At 72.0% G+C, this 3,697-nt stretch carries 3 protein-coding genes; all 3 read left to right on the top strand.

Annotation, left to right across the window (positions count from 1 at the left end; all coding sequences use genetic code 11):
• Positions 1-111: 111 nt before the first annotated feature.
• The 3 genes from AB0H81_RS44220 to AB0H81_RS44210 all read left to right on the top strand — a co-directional run bounded on the left by AB0H81_RS44220 (position 112) and on the right by AB0H81_RS44210 (position 3,652).
• A complete protein-coding gene (locus tag AB0H81_RS44220; protein WP_358388355.1) occupies positions 112-1,101 on the top strand; it encodes a glycosyltransferase in 990 nt (329 codons plus the stop codon).
• Positions 1,102-1,307: 206 nt separating this feature from the next.
• Entirely contained in the window at positions 1,308-2,660 is a 1,353-nt protein-coding gene (locus AB0H81_RS44215) for a nucleotide sugar dehydrogenase (protein WP_358388353.1), read from the top strand.
• Between the two features lie 5 nt (positions 2,661-2,665).
• On the top strand, positions 2,666-3,652 hold the full coding sequence (locus tag AB0H81_RS44210) for an NAD-dependent epimerase/dehydratase family protein (protein WP_358388350.1): 987 nt from the start codon (positions 2,666-2,668) through the stop codon (positions 3,650-3,652).
• The last annotated feature ends 45 nt before the right edge of the window (positions 3,653-3,697 follow it).

Here is a 3,697-nt window from a genome sequence, read left to right as displayed (position 1 = left end):
GGGCGCCGGCCGGGCCCGGCCGCGCCCCGCGCGCGGCCGGCCGATGCCGCACCGCGTGATACCGCACCAAGAACAACGCAATGGGCCACGGCCCCCGAAATCGGAGGATCCATGACGGAGTCAGTGTCGGTGGTCATCCCGTGCTACCGGTCGGCGCGTACACTTCCGCTGCTGGTGCCCAGGGTCGTCTCCGTGCTGTGCGAGCTGGGCGTGCGGTACGAGGTGATCCTCGTCGTCGACGGGAGCCCGGACGACACCTGGGCCGCCGCCGCCGAGCTGGCCCGGCACGTGGAGGGCGTGCGCGCGATCCACCTGTCCCGCAACTACGGCCAGCACAACGCCCTGGTCGCGGGCATCAGGGAGGCCGGGTCGCAGGTCGTCGTCACGATGGACGACGACCTCCAGCACCTGCCCGAGCAGATCCCGAACCTGCTGGCGGCCCTGGAGGGCGACCGCCTCGACCTGGTCTACGGGGTGCCGCACGTGGAGGAGCACGGCTACCTGCGCAGCCTGGCCTCCCGCACGGTCAAGGCGTGCATGTCCGCCACGCTGGGCTTCCGCGGCGCCCGCAAGATCAGCGCGTTCCGCGCCTTCCGCACCCACCTGCGCGACGGGTTCGCCCAGCTCTCGGGCCCGCACGCGTCCATCGACGTGGCCCTGTCGTGGGCCACGACCCAGGTCGGCTCGGTGTCGGTCCAGATGAAACACCGCCAGCACGGCCGGTCCAACTACTCGCTGCCCCTGCTGGTGCGGCACACGGCGAACATGGTGCTGGGATACAGCGCGGCGCCGCTGCGCCTGGCCAGCTACCTCGGTTTCGCCGCCGGCGTGTTCGGCCTGCTGCTGGGCGGAGCCGTCCTGTGGCACTTCGCGACCGGCGGCACGACCGTGGCCGGGTTCACCACGATCGCCTCGATGGTCGCCCTGTTCTCGGCGGCGCAACTCATCGCCATCGGCGTCCTCGGCGAATACGTCGGCCGTATTCACGGCAGCGGAATGGGCCACCCCACCTACGTGGTCCGGGAGCGGATCGGCTCGGGCGCCCCTCTCGCGCCGCCCCGGCGCAGCGACGCCGCCGGGCTCGCCGCGCGCAATCCGTGACCAAGTCATCGGCTCTCCACCAACCGGCCAAGCTATCGCCCGCGAACGCGCCCGGCGCGCGCCGCCGCGGCCCGCCCGAACAGGCACGGGCTAGAAACGGAAACAGGAAATCGGCCGACGTCATTTCGCATTCACGAGCCGATTGTCGAAGCGATCGGCCCCGAAATGCCACCGGCTCGGTGAAACACTCGTCGAATGGAGTGAGTGTGCGTTTCTTGCCCGCTCAGGAACACATCACGGCCGGAATAGTCGGCCTGGGATATGTCGGATCGTGTATAGCCGCGACCCTCGCCGACAGCGGCGTCCGGGTGATCGGGGTGGACACCGACGCCACGCTCGTCGAGGAGCTGGCCGGCGGACACTGCCGGTTCAGCGAAGCGGGGCTGCCCGAGCTGATCTCCGGCCTGGCCGGCACGGCGGCCTTCCAGGCCACCACGGAGTACGCGGCGCTCGCCTCGGCCGACGTGGTGATCGTCACGGTCGGCACGCCCATCCGCGACCAGGGCGAGCTGATGGACCTCCAGCTCCGCGGCGCCTGCGAGGAGCTGAGCAGGCACCTGCGCCCCGGCCAGCTGCTGATCTTCAAGAGCACCGTTCCCGCCGGGATGACGCGCGCGCTCGTCGTCCCCCTGCTGGAGCGCTCCGGCCTGACCTGCGGGACGGACTTCGGCCTGGCCTTCTGCCCCGAGCGGCTCTCCGAGGGGAACGCGCTGCGGGAACTGCGCACCTTCCCCATCGTGGTGGGCGGCTGGTGCGACGAGAGCACCGACACCGCCGCGGAGTTCTGGCGGCGCGCCCTGGGCGTCGAGATCATCCGCTGCGCGTCGCTGGAGACGGCCGAGATGGTCAAGCTCGCCGACAACTGGTGGATCGACCACAACATCGCGATGGCCAACGAACTCGCCCAGGTGTGCGCCACGGTCGACGTGGACGTGCTCGACGTGATCGCCGCGGCGAACTCGATCAAGAAGGGCAGCGGCAGCGTCAACATCCTCCTGCCGAGCGTCGGTGTCGGCGGCTCGTGCCTCACGAAGGACCCGTGGATGGTGTGGCGCTCGGCCCGCGAACGCGGCCTGGCCCTGCGCACGATCCCGGCGGCGCGGGAGGTGAACGACGGGATGCCGCACTACACCGTCGGCCTCATCGTGGAGGAGCTGGCCAAGCTCGGCCGCACGCCGGAGCAGGCCAAGGTCGCGGTGCTGGGCCTGGCGTTCAAGAACGACACCGGTGACCTGCGGGCCACGCCCACCCAGCCCGTCATCGCGGCGCTGCGCGAGGCCGGCGCCCAGGTCGCGCTGCACGACCCGCTGGTGGACGAGGACGAGGCCGAGAAGACCTTCGGTGTGCGGCCGTGCGCGTCCGTCGAGGAGGCGGTGCGCGACGCCGACTGCCTGGCCGTGCTGGCCTGGCACAAGCCGTTCCACGATCTGGACCTCACGTGGCTGCGCGCACGGGTGGCCGCGTCGTGCGCGGTGATCGACGGGCGCGCCTACTACCCGCGCGAGACCATCGCCCGCCTGCGCGAGCTGGGCTTCGCCTACCGCGGGATCGGACGGTAGACGCCATGGCACGAGTGGTCGTCACGGGCGGCAGCGGATTCGTCGGAAGCCATCTGGTCGAGCGGCTCGTCGCCGAGGGCCATGAGACCACGGTCTTCGACCACGGCGCCCCGCCGCCCGGCCTCTTCTCCGGCCCGGACGCGCCCCGGTACGTCAGCGGCGACATCCGCGACCGCGCCCAGGTGGCCGCCGCCATCGAGCCCGGCGTCGACGTCGTCTACCACCTCGCCGCGGTGGTGGGCGTCGACCGCTACCTCGACGAGCCGCTGGACGTCATCGACATCAACCTCGGGGGCACCCGGAACGTCCTCGACCTGGCCGAGCGGGCCGGCGCCAAGGTCGTGCTGGCCAGCACGAGCGAGGTCTTCGGCAAGAACCCGGCGGTGCCCTGGGCGGAGAACGACGACCGGGTGCTCGGCAGCACGGCCGTCGACCGGTGGAGCTACTCCTCCAGCAAGGCGCTGGCCGAGCACCTGACGTTCGCCTTCGTCCGGCAGCGCGGCCTGCGCGCGACGATCGTGCGCTACTTCAACGTCTACGGCCCGCGCCAGCGGCCCGCGTTCGTCGTCAGCCGGACGGTCCACCGGGCGCTGCGCGGCCTGCCGCCGATCGTCTACGACGACGGCGGCCAGACCCGGTGCTTCACCTTCGTGGACGACGCCATCGACGCCACGCTGACGGCCGGCGCGAGCGAGAAGGCCGACGGCGAGTGCTTCAACGTCGGCAGCTCCGAGGAGACCACGGTCGGCGAGGTGGTACGGCTCATCCTCGAACTCACCGGGGACGGGCCGGCGGCCGTGCCGCTCGACACCGGCGCGCGGCTCGGCACGCGCTACCAGGACCTGCGCCGCAGGATCCCGGACGCCCGCAAGGCGGGCGAGGTGCTCGGCTGGCGGGCCACGACCGAGCTGCGTGAGGGGCTGTCCCGCACCATCGCGTGGGCCCGGGCGACCCCGTGGTGGCTGGCGCAGGAGGACAGCGGCCAGTCCTGACCCTGGAACGCCCGCGGGGACGGCCGGGCCCACGCGATAGTGCGG

The organism is Nonomuraea sp. NPDC050691 (assembly GCF_040654455.1).
GTDB lineage: Bacteria > Actinomycetota > Actinomycetes > Streptosporangiales > Streptosporangiaceae > Nonomuraea.
Note: the sequence above shows the minus strand (reverse complement) of the source record. Positions and strands in the feature narration are given on the sequence as shown.

Bases quoted from the DNA above. Each gene is read 5' to 3' on its own strand.
- AB0H81_RS44220 (WP_358388355.1), top strand. From the start codon at position 112: ATGACGGAGTCAGTGTCGGTGGTCATCCCGTGCTACCGGTCGGCGCGT.
- AB0H81_RS44210 (WP_358388350.1), top strand. From the start codon at position 2,666: ATGGCACGAGTGGTCGTCACGGGCGGCAGCGGATTCGTCGGAAGCCAT.